The following is a 278-nucleotide window of genomic DNA, read 5'->3' as shown; positions in this document are numbered from 1 at the left end:
ATGCGCTGCCCACGCAACTTCACCTGGAAATCGGTACGACCCAAATACTCGATCTCACCCGCAACATTCCACCGAACCAGATCACCCGTCCGATACAGACGAGCACCCCCACCACACCGATCAGCAGCAAACGGATCGGCCACAAACCGCTCCGCCGACAACCCCGACTGCCCCGCATAACCACGAGCAACCTGCACACCACCCAGATACAACTCACCCGGCACACCCGCAGGCACCGGACGCAACCGCGAATCCAACACCCACGTCGACGTATTCCA

The 278-nt window shown here is 60.4% G+C and carries 1 protein-coding gene; it reads right to left on the bottom strand.

From position 1 onward, the window contains the following. Positions 1-278: acyl-CoA synthetase family protein (locus QSJ18_RS20160; RefSeq protein WP_286328432.1), on the bottom strand; the 278-nt coding region annotated here is incomplete at both ends.

The sequence above is a fragment of the Gordonia heveisoli genome (assembly GCF_030315745.1).
GTDB lineage: Bacteria > Actinomycetota > Actinomycetes > Mycobacteriales > Mycobacteriaceae > Gordonia.
The sequence above is the reverse complement of the archived record's forward strand: the minus strand, read 5'-3'. Positions and strand labels throughout refer to the sequence as shown.